Genomic DNA, 19,735 nt, shown 5'->3' with positions numbered 1-19,735 from the left:
TCATCGTGCTTGATGAACCAACCAATTTTATCGATCTCTCGACAATCGAGGCACTAGAACATTTATTGAGAGATTATAAAGGCACCGTGTTTTTTACCTCTCATGATAAATACTTCGTGGATAGAGTAGCGGACCAAGTATGGGAAATTAATGACCAGAAGCTGTATTTAAAATAAAGTGAGAATGTAAACAATTATTGTCTGAATAAAATTAAATAAAAAGAAAACCTCTCAGGACCTGGATATCAGCGTCCTGAGAGGTTTTCTTTTGGTTACTTCTGGTCGAACAGTTTGGTGTGCTTGATGTCTTCGACAGTCTGCGTCCCTGCGAGCTGCATGACGCGCTTCAGATCGGTGTGGAAGTAGTCGAATACGCTCTTGACGCCTTTCCATCCGCCTAGTGCCAGGCCGTATAGTGCAGGCCGTCCGATAGCTACGACATCCGCTCCGCTTGCGAGTGCTTTGAAGATATGCTCGCCGCGACGGATGCCTGAATCAAAGACGATAGGGACACGGCCCTGAACAGCTTCAGATATGCGTTCAAGTGTATCGAATGATCCTGGCGCACCATCCAGCTGACGGCCTCCGTGATTTGAAACCCAGATCCCAGCAGCCCCGGCACCGATGGCTAGAAGAGCATCTTCAGGAGACTGGATGCCTTTCACAAAGACAGGAAGACCGGAATAGTCTGTCAAGAACTCTACGTCTTTCGGGCTGATTTTCTGCTTGGATTGCGCATAGATATTATTGAGTGACATTTTTTCTCCAGTACCAGTCAGATAACGTGAGACGATCGGCATACCGAATGGGTAGACGAACTTGTTGCGCATATCTTTTTCGCGGTTCCCTGAAAGAGTAGAGTCTGCGGTCAAGATGATTGCAGTTGCTCCGTCGGCTTTCGCTTCATCCACAATAGCTTTGTTCAGTTCGTCGTCTTTACTCATGTAAATCTGGAACCAGCGCGGTGAACCGTTCAGTCCTTTTTCGATTTCTTCGAATTTGGCACCGGAATAGGCACTGATGGACATGATCGTTCCGAATTCGGACACGCCTTTAGCCGTCCCGGCTTCTTTTGTCTGGTGAGCCAGACCGTGAGCAGCAATCGGAGCCATGATGAATGGCGCTGTAATGTTATGACCCAGAATGCTGGTTCGTGTATCAGGATTCTCGACATCTGCCAGTACACGTGGAAGGATGCCTTTGTGGTTGAATGATTCGACGTTCTGTCTCAATGTGTATTCGTCACCAGATCCGCCGGAAATGTAGTCATATCCGCCTTGAGGCACGACTTCTCCCGCAAGCATTTCAAGTTCATAGGTATTGACGATATCCAATTCTTTTACTTCACTAGGTGCAAGGTATTCTTGTTTTGTCTGTTCCATTGTAAATTCCTCCATTTTATATAGTCTGTGTGTTAAATGATAAATAAATTAGCTGAACAGAAGCTGTATCAGCAGCAGGCCGACAGGGGCCAGAATGACAACTGCGATACCGGTCAGGACAATAGCCAGGCCGGACATGGCTCCTTGAACGTCTCCCATTTCGATTGCTTTAGTCGTTCCCATGGCATGTGATCCGGACCCCATTGCCACGCCTTGTGCAACGGGTTCAGTCACTTTCAGCCATTTGAAAATCGTTGGACCGACGACCGCTCCCAGTACCCCTGTGAAGACAACGACAGCTACTGTGAGAGAAGCAATACCTCCGAGAGATTCAGATACACCCAAGGCAATCGGAGTCGTCACTGATTTTGGAAACAGTGTGGCAGCCAGCTCTTCATTGAACTGAAACATCAGGCTGAGCAGGACAATGATCACTGTGTGAAAAACGACGCCGATTCCAATGCCAGATAAGATAGCGGATACATTTTCTTTCAGATGAGCGATATTCTTCTTCAACTTGATAGCCAGAGCCACCGTTGCGGGAGTGATCCACATGTTGATATACTGTCCCCCGTTAAAGTAGGTCTCATACGAGATATCCAGCAGAAGCAAAGTGACGATCGTCATTACTATGGCAAAGACCAGTGGGGTAAAAATAGGTATCGGCCACCGTTTATGAAGCTGCTGTCCGATGAGGTAGAAAGAAACGGACAGAACGATGCCGAAAAATGGATTAGCTGCGAGTTCCTGGATCACTGACTTTCTCTCCTTTCCATTGTGGACTGACGCGTCCTGTACGCTGTTCGGATCGTATTCTAGATCTTCTGATAATCAGTTGAACAACGACGCCGACCAGAGCAATCATCAGAGTAGTTGAAATAAAAATGACGACCAGCAGCTGCCACCAGATTGAACTGATGATGCCGAAGTGTGTCATCAGACCTACCCCAGCCGGGATAAAAAGTATGGCCATATTATTTGTCAGCCATTCGCCGGCATCCTCGACCTGTTCCATCCCGATCCAGTTGAACTGCAGAGCTGTAAAGAGCAGTACCATACCCAGCACGCTTCCCGGAACCGCAATGGGACTGAGATAAGAGAGCAGCTCACCTAAAAAGGAGAACAGGAAGAGCCAGAAAAGCTGTTTGATGATTTTCAATATCTTTCCCTCCTTGATTGATTTAAGGCTTAACCAGTCGTGAATAAAAATGAACTCAGCCGAGATTAAGATGAGCAAAATAAGAGATCATTCGGTGACGACTGTGAAAGCGTTGTCTACAAAACATACTATAGCAACCGTTTACACATTATGGAATATAGGCTTTTTATGGTATTATAAATATTATTTATAAGACTAGACATCGTGATAATTGTCACTTTATTAGAAGGAGCAAGGGAAAATGAAATTACAGGATCTTTATTATTTTAGGCAGCTAGCAGAAACGCGGAGCTTCACGGAGGCTGCGGAAGCGTTCTATATTTCCCAGCCATCCATATCAATCGCGTTGAAGCGACTTGAAGATGAATTTAATACGAGATTGATCAGTCGTGATCGTTCCTCAAAAAGTGTTCAGCTGACTGAAACGGGGGAACTGCTTTACAAACGCTCACAGGAAATCATCGATCTGATCGACAAGACAAAAAAAGATCTCCATGATATGGAGACCAGAGAAGTCCATCTGGGTTTTCTGCCAACGATTGGTGGCCATTTTCTTCCGTCGATTATGCCGCATCTGTCCGATTATCTGCCGTCACTCAAATTAGTTGAAGAGGAAAGTTCAGATATGATGTATGACATGGTGAAAACCAATCAGATCTCATCAGCAATCGTAGGCAGTGATGTTCCTGAGTTCAAAGAGAAATGGCTGACGCAGATTCCCATTGCAGTGAGAGAGATGCATGTCTGGGTCGCCCCGCATCATCCCCTAGCTAAATATAAGCGTCTGAATGCACGGATGCTCAAGGAGACAAGTTTCGTGACACTGGCAAAGGGCTATACCCATCAGAGGATGTTCGACAAATGGGCCAAAGCCAACGCGATTGACCAATCTAGAGTTCAATTTACGAATGAAATTCAGACTGCTAACTCAATGATCGCGTCAGGAATGAGTGCCGGACTGATGATTGACTTGCTTGTCAGAGACCGGGCTGACCTCGTCAAATTGGAACTGACTCATGCACCAAAATTCTATATCAGTCTGCTGGTGAATACTTCATCGGAAGTCACATCGGATCAGAAGGCATTCAATGATAAGCTGATAAAAGTGATCAAAGAACTGTTCAGTGGAGAAACGCCTTAATAAAAGAAACAGATCGTCTCGTAAAACTGAGAACGATCCGTTTTTTATACGCAGATGTAGTTGATTTGAGTAAATGTCCGAGCTTCCGACGTGCGAATAGACCATATGATGGGTTTATGAGCTATTGGGAAGCTCTATGGAAGGGCGAATGGGTCATATCTTGAGGTTATGAGCTATTGAGCGGCAATCTGAAAGGTCGAATGTACCATATCACGAAGATATGGTACATTCCCGAGTTCTTAAATATAAAAAGGAACACCTCATATCTGCGGATATGAGGTGCACAGCTTACTCAGATTATTTTAATCAACTATTTGATGAAAGAGTAGTTCTATGGCGCCTTCCCTTGAATCTTTTTTTAGCATGCATTTCCAAACAATTATGATATCCCATCCCATGTCTTTAAGCATAGTATAGTTTTTATCATCCCTTTCTACATTTTTTGCAAATTTCTTTAACCAGAACTCTGTATTTGTTTTTGGAGTAGTAGTATATCTGCAGTTATGCCGATGCCATAAGCATCCGTTAACAAATACAGCCTTCTTGTACTTTGGAAAAACAAGGTCAGGGCTTCCCGGAAGGTCTCTCAAGTGTAGACGGTAGCGTAAGCCACGTGCAAATAGGTATTTTCTTACAATAAGCTCTGGTTTAGTGTTTTTGGATTGGATTTGGGACGTGTTTCTGCTCCGTATTTCCCTAGTAATTTTGTCGGCCATCAAGATCACCGCTTAAAGATATATTATCAGAAAAAAAGGGTAATTATCGAATATGGAGACTGCAGTATTAATATGTGTGTTAATAAGTATGGATATTTTACTCTTGATAGTCAAATCTTTTTGCAATATTCACATTTAAAGATTTTCCTTATATGTTAATATACAGATAACGGGGAAAACATTATTATATAGGAGAATCGGTATGGCAGATAATAAAAAAATTGAAAATGTAAAAAAAACTATTGAGAATTTACAATCAAGTTACGCTTGGGAAGCAGTCAAAGAGTTATCAATGTACCATGGTTCCAACTTGCAGGAGAAGCTAAATACATATATTGCTCCACTAAATAGATTTGATCATAATGAACTCACTTCTTCATTATGGAAGGATCTGGTCGAGGAACTTCATTTTATTGAGAAAGATGTTTATGTAACTAAATTAGGAAAAAACGTAAACAGTACTGCTAAGATACCGACTTTAAAAAATTCTTCATGGAAGATGTATGAAAATAAACTAATATCACAGAACTGGTCAAAAAGTTCGATAAACAACATTAAAGATTCGTCATTTCAGATACTTCAATCTTTGTCTATGGATACCAGAGAAGACGGGCCAACTAAAGGATTGGTAATTGGTAATGTTCAATCGGGGAAGACAGCTAATATGGCAGGGTTAATGGCAATGGCGGCAGACAATGGCTTCAATTTTTTTATAGTTCTTTCCGGAGTGATCGAAAGCCTTAGAAAGCAGACAGCCAATAGACTTTACTCAGATATGAATGTTTCCGGTAATGGGAATCTACACTGGCATCAAATAGATAATCCTTCGCTTAGATCAAGTCTTCCAGCACATGATGTCTCTACCTTAAACCTTTCTGTAAACAGTAAGGATAAATATTTCATGGTCAGTTTAAAAAATAAAACTAGACTCAAAAACCTTTTTAACTGGTTAAAATCAGATAAAAATAAGGCATCTCAGATGAAAGTTCTGATAATTGATGATGAGGCAGATCAGGCGAGTATAAACACTAAAAATATTGAAGAAGATGAGACAGCCATAAACGGGTTGATAAAGGAAATGGTTCATCATAAAGATTTTCTTGGGATGAATTACATCGCCTACACAGCCACCCCATATGCTAATGTGCTCAATGAAGTTGGGGAAGAATCTTTATATCCTAAGGATTTTGTCACTCTTCTAGAGCCATCCGAAGATTACTTTGGAGCAATACAAATATTCGGAATTGAAGATCCGGAAACTGTACCTTCTGTAGATATTGTTAGATATATTGAAAACAATGAAAGAGACACTATAAGGTATGCTCAAAAAGAAGAAAGTTATGTGGAATGTACTGAGAGTCTGAAAGAATCTGTACAGTGGTTAATTTTATCTGTTGCTGCACTTAGGGCTAAAAATTATAACAAGCCTGTTTCAATGCTAGTGCACACGAGTTTTAAAATTAATCATCACGCTTTAATCTCGAAAATTATTGAAGATTATTTGAGAAGCATCAAAGGATCAGAAGAAGCACTGAAGCAAATGCGTGGTTTATATATTAGTGAAAGTAAACGTTTCGATAAAAAAGACCTGTTCAATGCTTTATCTGACTATTCCTCAAAAGATAAGGTCACTGATTACCCAGAATGGGAAGAAATTGAGAGTGAACTTAGGTATCTTATGGATCTTCAAGATTCTGAATATCTTAGTCATATACCGATTGGAGATGAAGGAGCGCCGAAATATCATACTGGAATCCATCTAGTAATTGATAACAGCCGTTCAAAGAGCGAAGATCAAATTATGAGGCTAGTATATCCTAATAAAAACCAGATGCCTGAAAAGGCACCGGCTTTCATAGTCGTTGGGGGTAATACGTTGTCTCGAGGGCTTACTTTGGAAGGTCTTGTGTCAACATATTTTTTAAGAACGACTAATCAGGCGGATACATTAATGCAGATGGCGAGATGGTTTGGCTATAGAAAAAGCTATGAATTATTTCCTAGGATCTGGATGGACAGACTAGCTTACGAGAGGTACACGTTTTTAGCACAGATGAATGAAGAACTTAAAAATGAAATAATTTGGTATGCCAACAATGGAATGACACCGGCAGACTTTGCCCCACGAGTCAAGAATTCACCCAATTATCAGCTGATAAGGATTACTTCAAATAATAAGATGCAGTCAGCTAAAGGAATAGAATTTGATTTCGCAGGCTACAATACACAAACTATATACTTTGAGAAAGACAGGAGTATCTTAAGTCATAACAAAAATGTAACTAGAGATTTCCTTAATCAGCTGGATAAACCATTAAAGAATAGAAGCAAAATGGTCTGGCACAAAGTTTCCAATAAAGAAGTCCAGTCTTTTCTGGAAAAATATAAAGTATGTTCTCTGGATAAAAAGATGAGCAAATTACCTGAGCTTCTAGGCTGGCTTGAAAAGAATACTGAGACACTTACAAAATGGAATGTTATCTTGAGCAGCTCTGGGGAGATTGAACGTTATTCTTCAGAGACAGGGGGATGGGACATACACGGTTACAATCCTAAACCAGTTACTAGAACAAAACTGACAAACAGAAGTACAGAAGAAATAGTCAGTATAGGAGCATTACGTTCTCCAAGGGATCTGACTGCTGATATTGAAATTACACGAGAAATTGAAGAGGAAGATAAAAAAGCTCAGGGAACTGCAGGAATTCTTTCTATTAGGGAAAAGTATGGTATGGGGGATGTACCTCAACTGATTATTTATAGAGTTGATAAAGGGGAACTTTCCGTAGAAGAATATAGAGAGAAACACAAGGAAAGCCATCAGCAGAGAGCCCCACTGAATTTTCCTGAGGAAATAATAGGGTTAAATATACTTATACCTGGAAAATCAAGAGGCGGTAATTTAGCTACTTACTTATCAGCTTCAATTAATGAAATTACGAATGATGAGGACTATATAGACGAGCAAGAATACAAGGAGGATACAGGTTGGAACTGAAAATAGCACCAAATGATGTCCAAAGTATGTCACAGGATGGAGATTCAATCTTAAGGTCTCTGCAAAATAAAAGTATTCCTATGATTGATTTACTGGTAAGAGAGTCTCTTCAAAACAGCTTGGATGCTACTAAAGAAGGACAAGAAAATACAATTGTTGAATTTTCTACGGGAGAGTTCAGTACCCCGGATCTAAGTAGTCATTTTGAAGGAATAAGCCAGACTCTTGAAAAAAAATATAGAAAATACAATACTTTTATGGCAATTAAAGACTCCAATACATCTGGTCTTACGGGTGATTATAAATCGGAGTCTCAAAAACAGCTTGATCAAAGTAATTTCCATAAACTTGTTTTCGGGATCGGTAAAAATCAGGATAAAGCTGGAGCTGGTGGAAGTTGGGGTCTAGGAAAAACGAGCTATTTTAGAGTTGGAATAGGAATAGTAATTTATTATACTCGGATTTTAACTAAGAGTGGGTACGAGGAGCGTCTGATAGCCTCTCTGATTGAAAGTCCCAAAAATAAAGAGCGCATCTTACCAGAAAGCGAAAGAGGAATCGCGTGGTGGGGAGAATATGATCACTTAGGTGAGAAGATATACCCAATTACTGATGAAGCTAAGATTAATGATGTATTAGAAATTTTTGGTATTGATCAGTATACTGAAGATGAAACAGGAACTACAATAATAATCCCGTATTTAAATCTCGAACATATAAATGACAGCAATAACTTGCTGCCATGGGAGCTCGATTATGAAGACACCATAAAGATAGCTGTAAAAAGATGGTACAGTCCTAGACTTGCTAATAATATCTACCGAGAGCGAATATCTAATTCTATGCTTCAGTGCACAGTGAACGGGGAAATATTATTTCTTGAAGAGCCGGTATTTAAGAAAATGCAGACACTATATAATTCTGCATTGACAGGCGTGTCGCAAGAAAAGGATATACAAGTGAAAAAGGTATATTTACCAAGGAGAGGTATGGCAGATAACAAGACTGAAGTCGGGGCCATTGCATTCTGCGAAGTAAATCGTGAAGATATGGAGATGATGCCTCCATTTAATCGTCCGTCGCCTTTAGGATATCTGGGACTCAATGGAGTTGATGGTCAGTTTGACTCTAAAGTTATAGCGTACAGTAGAATGCCCGGCATGATCGTAGAATATGACTTGAACGGAGATTGGAGCCCTAGAGGTAATGTTATTGCAGAAGAGCATATACTGTTAGGTTTTTTTGTGCCGAATTCCTTCGGCGAACTCTACCATAAGTATGCTGAGATCGGATACAAGAACCTTGAAAGCTACTTAAGAGCAACAGAAAATGCAGATCATGCAAATTGGGTGGACGAAGACGGAATTACCATCATCAAACGAACAAAAGGATATGTATCAAAAGAAATACAGGAGTATTATCAAGTCCTTGATGGAGACAGCTATAGTTCGGCAACATCTGTTTTATCAAGAAAATTCGGAAATATATTAATGCCACCTAGGAATTTCGGAAAAGCATCGAATAAGCATGTAAACAAGCCAGGCCAACCAACAAGAAAACTGACAACTAAAAGAACTACAAGTGTTAATATACTCAGGACTAATTTTCTCGACTCAAATAGTATCAAAGTAACGTTTTCGGCATTACTTAAATCAGAAACTGACAATACTATTTCACTTCTAGTTTCAACACAAGAAAAAAAGATGGATATAGAAGCCTGGAAAAAAGCAATGGAAGAAGTAGTTCCATATCCATTCACAATAAAAAAAGCTAGTATTTCCAGAGTTGAAGAAAATGCGAACTCAGTTGCTCAGAACAGACCAGCCGTTGAAATAACTGGCAATAGTAAATATCATGTTAATTTGTCATGCATCAGCTCCAGTGACATGGAGGTAGAAGGGGAGATATTGCTAGAAGTAAACTCCAATCAGTATATACCTTCAATGACTATAAGTTCAAATAATAAAAGCAAGGAAGATAATTAAGAATGGGAACAAATAAAAGTCAGATATCACTCTATAAAAAAATAGACAATGATCTCCTTGAAAAGATTGGAGTGCAGATTGAAACATATTTAAGATATACAGACGATTCAGAGGATAAAATTATCGATGTTGAAGAAAGAAGCATAGCCATTAATGAGGTGGACGAAGGGTGGTCACCAAACGATCATGAACTATCCTTGAATATGTCACTAAAGATACTTGAACCAATGAGATTATTTGGCAGAAACAGTATTACTTCAGCTGAAAATACTCTGGGAATAGGCTGCCATATATATTCCAAGGAATCCCACTTTCAAAGAACAGTTCCTGTGGGACGTTTCAAGAGCAGCAATAGAGAAGTGAACATAAATTTTGATTATACCTTCCCGCCATCTTCTCTCAAAGGACAAGTATATATAGATTTTTTTGTATATTTGGCAGAAATTAAGGAAAGGTTTAATTATCAGGCAGATAAGGCCGGGATGATTCTTACTGAGGAAAATTTTCTGGAGTTGGAACTGATAGTAGATGGCGATGGGTCAGTCTTTCCAATTACTGAATTCAATGACAAAGAAGGCCCTTTGTGGAAACTGGAGAAACATTGGGTGGATGCTAGCGATGCTATATTCAATTCCTCCAATGTTAGCTTGAGTCTGAATGCTTCTCATCCTCTTTTTGATCAGATTCAAAAAGGCAAGACTAGGGTAAGTAGAGCAATGATGGGTGATATAATGATTCAGGCAATGTCTCAAATTATTCAACAAGTGTTAATTATTGAAAACAATAACATCAATGATGATAATTTATATCCGAACAGTATATTGGCCGCTGTAAAATACTGGGTGGAATCTTTTGAAATTGAAGATACGTCTTCATTGTTCTCAATAAGTAATTCAATGCGAGCACATTGGGACAGAAGGCTTATGAGAGGAGAGAATGAAAATGATTAACTGGGATGGTATACAGTATTCAGTTAGTGACGCTGAAAGAGATTTCGAAGCACTAAAAGTTAATACCACATCAATCGAACCCGTTATCATGAGTGATGAGTTCATCAGCCTTAGAAACAAACTTATTCAGAGCAGAAATGCAGTATTCGAACAGGGAGAATTCGATTATGTAAATAAGCTGGATTATAAATTTGACTTAATGTACGGAATAGAAATATATAAGCTGCTTGAATCATCAATCGGTTTCACTGGAAGAACGGCTTCTAATGATGATGTATGGAGATTTCTTTCAGTTCAGGTTATCCCCGACGTCGTCCATTCTCGATGGGGAATGAATGAAGACCATTTTTATAAAACACCAAGAAGGACATGGCTGAAAACTATTTGGTGGTATATTCATTTGTCATGGAACAACAATGAGGAAGAAACGTTTAATATCTTAAAAAATAATTCTACTGATACAATTCTTCAGTTGGTTGAAAGGCCTGGGATTGGTTACAATATCAGTATTTTCAGAACTCTGATGCTGAAATATTCAGATTATACTGACAGAGATTTGTTCAGGAGAGTACTAAAGCTTAATACAGCAAGACTACTTGCTGTATCTCCCGAACTAATGGATGGTGGCGTATCTGCGTATGTAGATGAACTGTTCCGCGATGCGCAAGGAGGAACATAAGATTATACTGAATGATTTGTACGAATCAATAATAGTTAGAAATGGAAAGAAATCAAATAGATTACGAGTTATATCAGGATATGCTTCTCCTATATTTCTTAGACGAGTAAAGAAGGACTTTCCTTCTTTAGCAATTGAATTATTTATAGGAATGTCTCAGGAAGGCATTAGTAAAAATGATCATATGGAATTTAAAAGTATTTGTAGTGAGTTTAGGGATATTTCCGTCTTTTACCAGGTTGAAGGTGTGTTGACTCATAGGAAATTACTGGAATTCAGCTCGGATTACTCGTCTAAAGTATACGTAGGGTCATCAAATTTTTCGGAGAATGGGTTTTTCAAAAATAATGAACTGATGGTCAATATTCATTACGACGTTTCTTCTATCTTTGAGTCACAGTATCAAAGGTCATTAAAGTGTGATGATGAGAAAGTAGAAGAGAATATAAAGTTCTACTTGGATACAGCCTTTGAAGAAAAGTCCGAAATACTATACAATAGTAAGGATACTAAGAATAACTTGTTGGAAGATATACAGAATTATATTTACATGCAAGATTCAAATAGAAATATAATTGAAAAATACAATACTTTTTCATTGGAAGTAGTTCTGGATGAGCAACAGAATCCACATTGGAAAAAAAGTGGAATTAATGCGTGGACAGTTGGAGCGACTCCTCATCTACTGCAGACACCCAAGCTGTTTTTTGATAAAATATTTCCAGTTAGGAGTAAATTCAAGGTAGTCACAAGTGAATTTATTTTTGAAGCTGAACTTAGGGGTGACTTTCATAAAGAACTAGTTTTCCTTAATGGAAATATCTATGAATATATTAGAGGTAAGATAGGTTTACAGGAAAAAAGACCTATATCAAGGGAAGATCTAGTTAAGTTTGGAAACACAAAAATTAAGTTTGTAAAAGTGGATGACTATCTATTTGAAATGATATTTTGTAAGTAATATTTAGAAAGTAGGATAGAAATGTTAAGAGTAGTGGAAACGTTCAGTGGAATTGGTAGTCAGGTTCAAGCGCTGAAAAATGCCCAGATAGATCATTCAGTAAAAGCAATAGTAGAATGGGAAATAGGGGCAATGTATGCTTATGATATTATTCATAATGGTCCCCAAAATTTAAAATTGTATAGGCATCACACGAGAGACTCTATTGTGGACCATTTATTAAAGTACAACCTGTCAACCGATGGGAAATCCGCTATCTCAGAACGAAGTCTGAAATCAATGAGTATGTCTCAGCTGAAGGCAATATTAAGTTCAATTGAACGTAACAATAATTTAGTAGATATTAATACAGTAGGGGCAGATAATCTGCCTGACACTGATGTGATGACGTATTCTTTCCCATGTCAGGATCTGTCAGTAAGCGGTCACTGGCACAATAATAAGGGAGGTATCGAAAGAGATGCTAAAAATCGATCTACCTTGTTATGGCAGATTGAGAGAATTCTTAAGGAATACAGTGATAGTGAGAAAAAATTGCCTAAATTTCTACTTATGGAGAACGTGAGTAACATACTGGCAAAAAAACACATTGAAAACTTTAATGAATGGCAGCTGTTTCTTGAAAATCTTGGATACGTAAACCAGTTATACACTCTGGACTCCAGAAATTTTGGTATTCCCCAGTCTAGAGTAAGAACATATTTAGTAAGTGCTCTGGCAAAAAACGATGAACAAAGAGATTCAATTAATCAGTATTTCTTTGAGAACAATCTGCAGAATCTAAATATCTCAGAAGACAAAATTTTGCCTATTTCTGATTTCTTGAGACTTGATTATTCTAACGAACAATATAGAAAAGAAGCGATCGCCAGTACACCTATGTACACACCGTCCAGGCAAAAGATTTATGAAAATAATATAATCCTCGCTACAGATGAAACTGCACATATAGGCAAGTATGCCCGAACAGTGACCACAAAACAGGATAGGCACCCTAATTCAGGTCTAGTGGAATATAAAAATATTATACTCACAGATTCCAACAAAAAGTATAGGAATCTAACCCCCAGAGAATGTTTTCTGCTGATGGGGTTTGAAGAAGATAAGTTTAATTTACTTATGGAAAATAATATAGATATAAATAAAGATAGAAAGATTTTATCCTCTTCAAAATTAATTAAGCTTGCCGGGAATAGTATTGTAGTTCCTGTTTTGGAACAGTTATTTACTCAGATCAATGATATTAATCATCAGATACTAGAAAAGGGGTCAAATTAGTAAGGAGAAGTTGTTGACAGTATGCGTGAAATCAATTCCTGAAGATATCTCTTCAACTTTATCAGCTGTTATTTTTAGTTTGAGATGTATTCTTTTGTCTTCCGGTATTTTAACTGATTTTAAAAAGCTGGTTATATCTCGTCTATCCAACATTAATACGCTAGGGTCACCTGTTCTTGAGTGGAAAATAAGTAAAAGAAGGTCAAGAAACTCCAAACCATCCTTATTAATTGTATACCACGCATTAAAATTTCCATCTGAATAGTATTTACTTTTCAAGAACTTTGTCTTTAAAGTTACGTTATCTCTTTTTAATATTATTATCCTGTTTTGATTTATGGTGCTAGATGACCAAACGTATCCTAAATCAGCGAGCCGCTGATTCAAAATGCTTTTTTTGTAATACTCTGCTTTATCCTCTGTATTCCTATTATTTAAAGAGTAGAGCTCTTCAACAATAGTCATAGATCGTTCTGATAACTTCTGTAGTTCATTCTGAATCTGCTTATACTCTAATAATAATTCTTCAGCTCTTTTGATGGTCATATGATTCGCCTCCTTAATACATGATCGCATAATAATTTGAATTTATAAAGAGATTAAACAACCCCATGGGTACTATTTTAGAATAGAAACCATGGGGTTATACTAGTTTTAAGCTTATTTAAATATAGCCTTCAACTCAAGGTAATCCTCAACACCGTACAATCCATTCTCTCTTCCGAGTCCGGACTGCTTGTATCCACCGAATGGAGCTTTTGGTGTGCGGGCACCGTCGTTGATGGTAATGTTACCTGTTTTCAGCTTGCGTGCGACTTTAATGGCTTCGTCTTCTGGTCCAACTACTCCGCCGGACAGGCCGTAAATGGAGTCATTGGCCAGTTCGATCGCTTCCTCTACTGAGTCGTAGGTGATGACGACTAGTACTGGGCCGAAGATTTCTTCCTGAGCAATCGTCATATCATTTGTGACGTTGACGAAGACTGTCGGTTCAACGTAGTAGCCTTTGCGGTCCAGCTTATTTCCACCGACCAGAACTTCTGCGCCTTCTTCTTTTCCTTTTTCAATATAATTCAGGACAGTTTCCTTCTGATCTTCAGAAACGATGGGTCCGACCATAGTGTCTTCATCGCTTGGATCACCGACTTTGATGTCTTTGTAGAAGTCTTTGATGACTTCCTTAGTTCGTTCCAGTTCATCCTTCGGCACAAAGAGACGTGAGAGTGCTGAACAGGTCTGTCCCTGGTTATGAAGCAAGGTATTGGCTGAATTTTTGACAGCCATTTCCAGATCTCCGCCTTTAAGGTAGACCATAGGTGATTTTCCGCCCAGTTCCAGAACGATCTGTTTCACTGTCGTCTTCGCTTTTTCATACAGGCTCTTACCGACCTCAGTCGATCCTGTAAATGAAATCACGGACACATCTTCATGACTGGTCAGGTAGTCACCCGTAGAGCTGCCGTCACCTGTAATCAGGTTGAAGACACCATCGGGAAGACCGGCTTTATCTACGATATCTGCTAAAAGAAGAGCAGTTAGGGGAGTCAGGTTAGGTGGCTTAACCACGACAGTATTTCCTGCCAGAAGTGTAGGGGTGATTTTTCTCTGAATCTGATTAAGCGGGTAGTTCCAAGGTGTGATGCAGGCTACGACACCGTATCCCTCTTTGATCACCGTCGCATTGTCGACTTCTTCTTCGAATGAGAAGCTATCTATTTCTTCAAGCGTTGCACTCATTTCTTTTTCGGCGAGTCCGACTTGCGTATTCTTGGCAAACTGTCGTGAGGTCCCGAGTTCCTCGATCATCGTTTCGATCAGTTCCTCTTCACGTTCCTTGATGCCGTCAAGAATCTTCTGTACATACTCGGCACGCTTGGAAGGGTCTGTCGTGTTCCACTCGTCAAAGGCCGCTTTCGCCGCTGATACTGCACGGTTTACATCTTCTTCGTTGGCGTTGACTACTTTATCGATCACTTCTTCAGTTGTCGGATTAATGACGTCTGCGTAATCATCAGACTGCGCATTCTGCCATTTTCCGTTGTAATATAAGGTTTGTTTTGTCAATTGACTCGCCTCCTAATTCCTATTATGCAAAAAAAGGTGGGAGATGCCAAATGAAAGAGCTTGAATGATATTAGTTCATGATGGAACGATTGGGTTATTAGGCCCTTATTAATAAAAAAGAAAGCTCAAAGGGTGGACAAGGTGGTCTTTCCTTTAAACTTTCCGAGTATTCTATTTTATCACCATTTGACAGAAGACTCCCACCTCTAAGCGAAGCGTAGGTGGGAGATGAATGCCTATTGAGCGAAGCTCAAAACAGCCCTTCTGATTTTAATGCTTTTCGCAACAGTTCAAGTACACTGGCTGTAAATGTAGCTATGCTGTTTTTCTCTTGATACGTTTCAATTGCTTCCACTAAATCTTTGGGGAAGCGAATTAGTTTTTGAATCTTTTCCATTGACACCACTCCTTAAATACTATATCATTATTATATACAAAAGGAGGTGAATTGTCAAATGAAAATTCATAAAGCCTATAAATTTCGACTCTATCCAAACAAAGAACAGGCTATTTTGATTAACAAGACTATTGGGTGTTCCCGATTCATCTACAATCATTTTCTCAATCAGTGGAATGAAACTTACAAAGAAACAGGTAAGGGATTATCTTATGGGAAATGTTCTGCACAACTTCCTTCTTTGGAAAAACAAGAAGAAACGGAGTGGCTTAAAGAAGTCGATAGTATTGCACTTCAGTCTTCTCTACGAAACCTTTCAGACAGTTTTGACCGCTTCTTCAAAAAGCAAAACAAGTATCCTCGTTTCAAATCAAAAAATAATCCGCTTCAGTCATACACTACAAAAGAAACTAATGGGAATATTTCCGTTGAAGGCAATAAGTTGAAACTGCCGAAACTGGGATTGGTTCTCTTTGCGAAAAGTCGTGAGGTAGAAGGCAGAATACTCAATGCTACTATTCGCAGAAATCCAACAGGAAAATATTTCGTATCCCTTTTAGTCGAAACGGAAGTCGAACCCATCGAAAAAACAGATTCTTCTGTAGGTGTGGATGTTGGATTAAAAGACTTTGCGATTCTTTCGGATGGAACAGTTTACAAGAATCCAAAATTCTTTCGTTCTTTGGAAACTAAACTAGCAAAGGAACAACGCAAACTATCCAGAAGGAAAATACAAGCGCTCAAAGATGGTCGAAAATTATCCGAATCGAAGAACTATCAGAAGCAGCGCATCAAAGTTGCCAACATTCACGAAACTATCAAAAACAAACGCACCGACTACCTTCATAAAATCTCCACCGAGATTGTCAAAAACCACGACATAATCGGTATCGAAGATTTGTTGGTAAAGAATATGATGCTCAATCGAAAATTAGTTAAATCCATCTCAGAAGTAAGTTGGGCGGAATTTCGCACTATGTTAGAATACAAAGCCAAGTGGTATGGGAAAGAAATAATCGCTGTCGCACGGAACTTCCCTTCAAGCCAACTCTGCTCGGGATGCGGCTACCAAAACAAAGCCGTTAAGAATCTCGCTGTTCGCAAATGGGAATGTCCAGAATGTCATGCTCATCACGACCGGGATACTAACGCAAGCATAAATTTAAACCAGGAAGCATTGCGTATTTTAACTTCCAGAACTGTAGGGACTACAGAGTTAGCCTAATCAATATCCGACCAATAGGTGGGAGTTCTTAGGAATCTCCATCTTCAAAATCCCTTAGGATTTAAGGTGGAGTAGTTCAACAAAGTATAGAGCTGTTCAGCTATGGCCTGATAGCCTTCTTCATTTGGGTGAAAGTAATCCTCATAGAGAAAATTTTCCATCTGATCCTGGAACAGATCAAAAGTCGGGACATAAGTGGCATCAGGGTGTGACTCTACTAGCGAACGGGTTTCGTCGTTCCATTCAATAAGGTAATCGCTCAATTCTGGAATGATCAGACTGTATGGGTTATACAAGCCGATAAGGGCAATCTCGGATTCAGGATTGAGCGTTCGGATGTCACCAATAATGATTTCCAGATTGTCCAGATAGGCATTAAGTGTGTCTAGGAAGGCCACGGGCAGATCCAGATCTCTTTGAAAAGCCAGACGATTCAAGTCATTTCCTCCAATAGAGATGACAACCAGATCCGCTTCAGCAATAGTCGCATCGTTTTCTCCCGTTTGTATCAAGTCGACAAGCCGACTGCTGGTGTAACCGGATATGGCCAGATTGGTCAAAGTCTCATCACCGTCCCGGTCCATTAACTCGAGGTACCGGTCACCGATGCCGGAGCTTTCTTCGTCACCAACACCGGAGCCTATGGAGTCTCCGAGGATGACTATATTATTGATTTCTTCTTGAGGGACAGGTTCTTCTACTAGCTCAGACTCATCATCTTCCTGTACACCTTCATCTTCATCTCCTATTATGGATAGACCGACATAGGCAATGAATGCTAGCAGAGCCACTGTAATTAACAGCAGAAGGATTCGTATTTTCTTTTTCATCGTTAATACTCCTAACAGACCTCTTTTCAATTAGGCCAATCGAAATAAGTGAGCGGGTTTTAGATTGCATGTTAATCGGTATGGATTAAGTTATCTATATTGTAGCATTATATAAGTGAAGTAATGTAGCAGAACGCAGAAAAGCCAGACAGTTTTGCGAAAGTAGATGTCTGACTGACTATATATCAAAGAATAAAGGTCGACGCATAAGCAGCAGGAAGAAAGCAGATTTCTGACCTAAACGCTTTTCACCCGGACTTGTATTTCAGTGATCAGATTCGTCTGGTTGTCATAAACAGTATCATGCAGGGCACGCTCGTAGAAGTAGCTGTCGAGTGGCAGGTCATGCTGTCTGCTGAAATCGATCAGTTTCCGGTAAGGATGATGCAGCTCTTCTTCAGGCCCTTGAAAGACGATACGAAGATAACTACCAGCCGGTTTGGTATGAGTAGCTGATTCAGCCGAAGCGGCTTTGATGTAGAAGTAATCGTACTGTTCAGTAAAAGGATTCTCGAGCTTTTTATCCACGTCGATAAGGGTGCCATATTCGTTGTTGGCAAGAAAGTGCAGATCCTTGTCATGAACGAAGGCGATGGCATCCATGATCCAGTCTGTCGGAGAGCGGTTTTCCATCGGATGACTGAGAACAAGGTGGTCCGCCGTGCAGCTGATCAGTTCCACTTCCATATGCGGCCGTTCAGCAATACTGATGTAGTGAAGCTTTCTGTCAATCGTATGCCTGATGCGTTCCAGTTCCTCCAGTTTGCGGTCGACATCACTGAGCCTGCTCTGAAGAGAGAGCTTGAAATCATGAAAGTCTCCGGAGAGGACCTTTTTGATTTCAGCCAGAGGCATATTCAGTTCCTTTAATGAAAGGATCAGACTCAAGTCAAATACCTGTTTCAGCGTATAGTAACGGTACTCGTTCTCTCCTTTGAATTCAGGAGAGAAGAGCCCGATTTCGTCATAGTAATGAAGTGTGCGTTTATTGATGTCCACCAGTTCAGCCAGTTCGGCAATTCTGAGGCTGTTCTTTTTCTTCATAAGATAATCAGTCCTTCCCCTTGACTCTACAGTTACTGTAGCCTTTATACTTAATATAGTCAATGATCAGTAATCGTCATTAGATTGAAAGGGGACAGTATCATGCTGAGAATTGGTATCGTAGTATTAGGTGTAGAAAAATGGAAAGAGTGTCGGACAGTAGCAAAGACCGTTCTTCCGTACCTGAAAAATATCGGGAAGCGGGCTTATGGCACCTCATTTGAATTGATCGATCTGGAAAAGTACAATCAGTCTCTTGACGGCGAATGGAATTTGACTGAAAAAGGACTGAAAAAGTTTAATGAGAAAGATGGCTTCATTTTTGTTCTGCCAACCTTCTCAGAAGAAGTGCCGGAGAGTTACCAGTCTTTTTTCAGCCATATCCATAGGGAGCTGCAGCATAAATCCGTTATGACGATCTGTTTTGGTGACAAGGATGAAAAGAGGCATACAATGGAGCAGCTGAATATCTGTCTTCTTAAATATGATCTGGCCTTGCCCGCGACCGATATCTTTGTGCCGAAGTATACCTTTGTCGAATGGGAAACCAAGCCGGATATAGAGAACATGATTACGGACCACGTAAACGATTATCTGCACTGGGCCATGAGTACGAAGTATCTGAGGAACATCAGAAAAAGTCTGGTAATGTAATAGTGATATTCAGGCTCTTCCTGCCATCGGGAAGGGCCTTTTTTGAGACTCCCACGGCTAAAGCCGCAAGCCCGAACCTTTCGGTTTGACGGGTGGGATTCTTGAGTGCTTGTACGAACGCAGTCCATTTCTGTTTTGTTCAAGCCTCAAGGTGAGGGCATCTCATTGCCCCTCCTAAGACAGTGCATATAGCATCTTAGGCTGGTTAACTGTGACCGTCAACCACAGGTGCATAGCGAATATTCATTGCACCAACGATATCCCTGTGTTTTT

Annotated in this window: 18 protein-coding genes and 1 pseudogene; 10 read left to right on the top strand and 9 right to left on the bottom strand. The window is 39.8% G+C overall.

Annotation, left to right across the window (positions count from 1 at the left end; all coding sequences use genetic code 11):
* Positions 1 to 176, top strand: a pseudogene (locus tag BLR76_RS12255) (ribosomal protection-like ABC-F family protein); the annotation flags it as partial.
* 95 nt (positions 177 to 271) lie between these two features.
* Here BLR76_RS12255 and BLR76_RS08275 read toward each other — a convergent pair.
* From BLR76_RS08275 to BLR76_RS08265, 3 genes are read right to left on the bottom strand one after another with little or no spacing between them, the layout of a single operon-like run.
* Positions 272 to 1,381, bottom strand: a complete 1,110-nt coding sequence (locus BLR76_RS08275; protein WP_091267903.1) for an alpha-hydroxy-acid oxidizing protein — start codon at positions 1,379 to 1,381, stop codon at positions 272 to 274.
* A gap of 48 nt (positions 1,382 to 1,429) precedes the next feature.
* Positions 1,430 to 2,137 (bottom strand): LrgB family protein, encoded by a 708-nt coding sequence (locus tag BLR76_RS08270; RefSeq protein WP_091267900.1) that lies wholly within the window; start codon positions 2,135 to 2,137, stop codon positions 1,430 to 1,432.
* The gene (locus BLR76_RS08265) at positions 2,115 to 2,540 is read right to left on the bottom strand and encodes a CidA/LrgA family protein (RefSeq protein ID WP_091267898.1); all 426 of its coding nucleotides are present in this window, start codon (positions 2,538 to 2,540) and stop codon (positions 2,115 to 2,117) included. The genes BLR76_RS08270 and BLR76_RS08265 overlap by 23 nt, the downstream gene beginning before the upstream one ends.
* Before the next feature lie 241 nt (positions 2,541 to 2,781).
* Here BLR76_RS08265 and BLR76_RS08260 point away from each other — a divergent pair, with 241 nt between their 5' ends.
* Complete coding sequence (locus BLR76_RS08260) at positions 2,782 to 3,681, top strand: LysR family transcriptional regulator (protein ID WP_091267896.1); 900 nt, start codon at positions 2,782 to 2,784, stop codon at positions 3,679 to 3,681.
* A 302-nt stretch (positions 3,682 to 3,983) separates the two neighbouring features.
* Here BLR76_RS08260 and BLR76_RS08255 read toward each other — a convergent pair whose 3' ends face one another.
* Positions 3,984 to 4,397: a very short patch repair endonuclease gene (locus BLR76_RS08255; RefSeq protein ID WP_091267894.1), complete on the bottom strand. Its 414-nt coding sequence runs from the start codon at positions 4,395 to 4,397 to the stop codon at positions 3,984 to 3,986.
* Between the two features lie 202 nt (positions 4,398 to 4,599).
* Between BLR76_RS08255 and BLR76_RS08250 the strand changes: the two genes are divergently transcribed.
* Genes BLR76_RS08250 through dcm form a run of 6 tightly spaced genes read left to right on the top strand, consistent with a single transcriptional unit; the run spans position 4,600 to position 13,248 of the window.
* Complete coding sequence (locus BLR76_RS08250; RefSeq protein ID WP_091267890.1) at positions 4,600 to 7,395, top strand: Z1 domain-containing protein; 2,796 nt, start codon at positions 4,600 to 4,602, stop codon at positions 7,393 to 7,395.
* Positions 7,386 to 9,380, top strand: a complete 1,995-nt coding sequence (locus tag BLR76_RS08245; protein ID WP_091267886.1) for a hypothetical protein — start codon at positions 7,386 to 7,388, stop codon at positions 9,378 to 9,380. The genes BLR76_RS08250 and BLR76_RS08245 overlap by 10 nt, the downstream gene beginning before the upstream one ends.
* 2 nt (positions 9,381 to 9,382) lie before the next feature.
* Positions 9,383 to 10,330: a hypothetical protein gene (locus BLR76_RS08240; RefSeq protein WP_091267882.1), complete on the top strand. Its 948-nt coding sequence runs from the start codon at positions 9,383 to 9,385 to the stop codon at positions 10,328 to 10,330.
* On the top strand, positions 10,323 to 11,009 hold the full coding sequence (locus BLR76_RS08235) for a DUF6339 family protein (RefSeq protein ID WP_091267879.1): 687 nt from the start codon (positions 10,323 to 10,325) through the stop codon (positions 11,007 to 11,009). Before BLR76_RS08240 ends, BLR76_RS08235 begins: the two co-directional genes overlap by 8 nt.
* A complete protein-coding gene (locus BLR76_RS08230) occupies positions 10,990 to 11,970 on the top strand; it encodes a phospholipase D family protein (RefSeq protein WP_176759654.1) in 981 nt (326 codons plus the stop codon). The genes BLR76_RS08235 and BLR76_RS08230 overlap by 20 nt, the downstream gene beginning before the upstream one ends.
* A 21-nt stretch (positions 11,971 to 11,991) precedes the next feature.
* Entirely contained in the window at positions 11,992 to 13,248 is a 1,257-nt protein-coding gene (gene dcm, locus BLR76_RS08225; RefSeq protein WP_091267874.1) for a DNA (cytosine-5-)-methyltransferase, read from the top strand.
* On the opposite strand, the gene BLR76_RS08220 is transcribed toward dcm, so the two are convergent.
* The 3 genes from BLR76_RS08220 to BLR76_RS11825 form a co-directional block, all read right to left on the bottom strand.
* A complete protein-coding gene (locus BLR76_RS08220; RefSeq protein WP_091267871.1) occupies positions 13,240 to 13,794 on the bottom strand; it encodes a hypothetical protein in 555 nt (184 codons plus the stop codon). The genes dcm and BLR76_RS08220 overlap by 9 nt on opposite strands.
* A 114-nt stretch (positions 13,795 to 13,908) precedes the next feature.
* A complete protein-coding gene (locus BLR76_RS08215; RefSeq protein ID WP_091267868.1) occupies positions 13,909 to 15,312 on the bottom strand; it encodes an aldehyde dehydrogenase family protein in 1,404 nt (467 codons plus the stop codon).
* A gap of 250 nt (positions 15,313 to 15,562) precedes the next feature.
* Positions 15,563 to 15,709 carry a hypothetical protein gene (locus BLR76_RS11825; protein ID WP_176759653.1) on the bottom strand — a complete coding sequence of 49 codons (147 nt, stop codon included), beginning with the start codon at positions 15,707 to 15,709 and terminating at the stop codon, positions 15,563 to 15,565.
* 58 nt (positions 15,710 to 15,767) lie between these two features.
* Here BLR76_RS11825 and tnpB point away from each other — a divergent pair, with 58 nt between their 5' ends.
* A complete protein-coding gene (tnpB, locus tag BLR76_RS08210; protein ID WP_091267867.1) occupies positions 15,768 to 16,934 on the top strand; it encodes an IS200/IS605 family element RNA-guided endonuclease TnpB in 1,167 nt (388 codons plus the stop codon).
* Between the two features lie 44 nt (positions 16,935 to 16,978).
* On the opposite strand, the gene BLR76_RS08205 is transcribed toward tnpB, so the two are convergent.
* Together BLR76_RS08205 and BLR76_RS08200 are read right to left on the bottom strand one after the other, a co-directional pair.
* Positions 16,979 to 17,764: a GDSL-type esterase/lipase family protein gene (locus BLR76_RS08205; RefSeq protein WP_091267864.1), complete on the bottom strand. Its 786-nt coding sequence runs from the start codon at positions 17,762 to 17,764 to the stop codon at positions 16,979 to 16,981.
* Positions 17,765 to 18,001: 237 nt separating this feature from the next.
* Complete coding sequence (locus BLR76_RS08200; RefSeq protein ID WP_091267863.1) at positions 18,002 to 18,808, bottom strand: MerR family transcriptional regulator; 807 nt, start codon at positions 18,806 to 18,808, stop codon at positions 18,002 to 18,004.
* 102 nt (positions 18,809 to 18,910) lie between these two features.
* Between BLR76_RS08200 and BLR76_RS08195 the strand changes: the two genes are divergently transcribed.
* Positions 18,911 to 19,462, top strand: a complete 552-nt coding sequence (locus tag BLR76_RS08195) for an NAD(P)H-dependent oxidoreductase (RefSeq protein ID WP_091267860.1) — start codon at positions 18,911 to 18,913, stop codon at positions 19,460 to 19,462.
* The last annotated feature ends 273 nt before the right edge of the window (positions 19,463 to 19,735 follow it).

This window comes from Alkalibacterium thalassium, from assembly GCF_900101165.1.
Taxonomy (GTDB): Bacteria; Bacillota; Bacilli; order Lactobacillales; family Carnobacteriaceae_A; genus Alkalibacterium; species Alkalibacterium indicireducens.
This window is presented reverse-complemented; position numbering and strand designations above follow the sequence as displayed.